General features: G+C 65.7%; 1 protein-coding gene. It reads left to right on the forward strand.

The annotated features are described in order from the left end of the window. The first annotated feature begins 158 nt into the window (after positions 1 to 158). Positions 159 to 1,370, forward strand: a complete 1,212-nt coding sequence (gene sstT / locus PMI38_RS21190; RefSeq protein ID WP_008098610.1) for a serine/threonine transporter SstT — start codon at positions 159 to 161, stop codon at positions 1,368 to 1,370. The last annotated feature ends 114 nt before the right edge of the window (positions 1,371 to 1,484 follow it).

Below are 1,484 nucleotides of genomic sequence, written 5' to 3' on the forward strand. Positions count from 1 at the left end.
TGTCTGTACTGGCCCTATCGCCGTCAAGCCGGCTCCCACAGGTACACCGCAAGTCTCGAAAGCGGTGCTCTACCTGTGGGAGCCGGCTTGCCGGCGATAGGGCTCGAACTGACTGTGGTAAAGTCGCGCCCTTTCAAGATACCGAGACAGTGCTGCACATGACCCCCGTCTTCCGCCTCCTCAACCGCACCAGCCTGGTGACCCAGATCGTCATCGGCCTGGTCGCCGGCATCGCCCTGGCCTTGCTGGCACCGGCCATCGCCCGCGACCTGGGCTTCCTTGGCAAGGTATTCGTCAGCGCCCTCAAGGCGGTCGCGCCGGTGCTGGTGTTCATCCTGGTCATGGCCTCGATCGCCAACCACCGTCACGGGCAGGAAACCCACATTCGCCCGATCCTCTGGCTCTACCTGCTGGGCACCTTCGCGGCTGCCGTGGTGGCCGTGGTCGCCAGCATGCTGTTCCCCTCGCAACTGGTCCTTAGCACCGGCGAGGCTTCGCTGAGCGCACCTGGCGGCATCATGGAAGTGATGCAGAACCTGCTGCTGAGCGCCGTGGACAACCCGATCAATGCCCTGCTCAACGCCAACTTCATCGGCGTCCTGACCTGGGCCATCGGCCTGGGCGTGGCCCTGCGCCACGCAGGCGAGACCACCCGTACCGTGGTCGAGGACCTGTCCAACGGCGTGACCCTGATCGTGCGCGTGGTGATCCGCTTCGCGCCCCTGGGTATCTTCGGCCTGGTCAGCTCCACCCTCGCCCAGTCGGGCCTGAGTGCCCTGCTCGGCTACCTGCACCTGCTGGCGGTACTGATCGGCTGCATGCTGTTCGTGGCGCTGGTGATGAACCCGCTGATCGTGTTCTGGAAGATTCGCCGCAACCCCTACCCGCTGACCTTGCTGTGCCTGCGCGAGAGCGGCATCACGGCATTCTTCACCCGCAGCTCGGCCGCCAACATCCCGGTCAACCTGGCGCTGTCGGCGCGTCTGGGCCTGCACGAAGACACCTACTCGGTGTCGATTCCGCTGGGTGCGACCATCAACATGGCCGGCGCGGCGATCACCATCACCGTGCTGACCCTGGCGGCGGTGCATACGCTGGGTATTGCGGTGGACCTGCCGACCGCCGTGCTGCTCAGCGTGGTCGCGGCGATCTGCGCCTGCGGCGCCTCGGGCGTGGCCGGCGGTTCGTTGTTGTTGATTCCATTGGCGTGCAGCCTGTTCGGTATTCCCAGCGAGATCGCCATGCAGGTGGTGGCGGTGGGCTTCATCATCGGCGTGCTGCAGGATTCGGCGGAAACGGCGCTGAATTCATCGACCGATGTGCTGTTCACTGCGGCGGCTTGCCTGGCTGAAGAGCGGCGCGGGGCTTGAGATTGCAGGGGCCGCGTTGCGGCCCTTTCGCCGGCAAGCCGGCTCCCACAGGGTCAGCGCTGTCCTTGAGATCTGCGGGATACCTGTGGGAGCCGGCTTGCCGGCGATAAGGCC

Source organism: Pseudomonas sp. GM84 (assembly GCF_000282535.1).
In the GTDB taxonomy this organism is placed as follows: domain Bacteria; phylum Pseudomonadota; class Gammaproteobacteria; order Pseudomonadales; family Pseudomonadaceae; genus Aquipseudomonas.

What these genes read in the sequence shown, in the direction of transcription:
- sstT (WP_008098610.1), top strand. Translation starts at nt 159, where the DNA reads ATGACCCCCGTCTTCCGCCTCCTCAACCGCACCAGCCTGGTGACCCAG.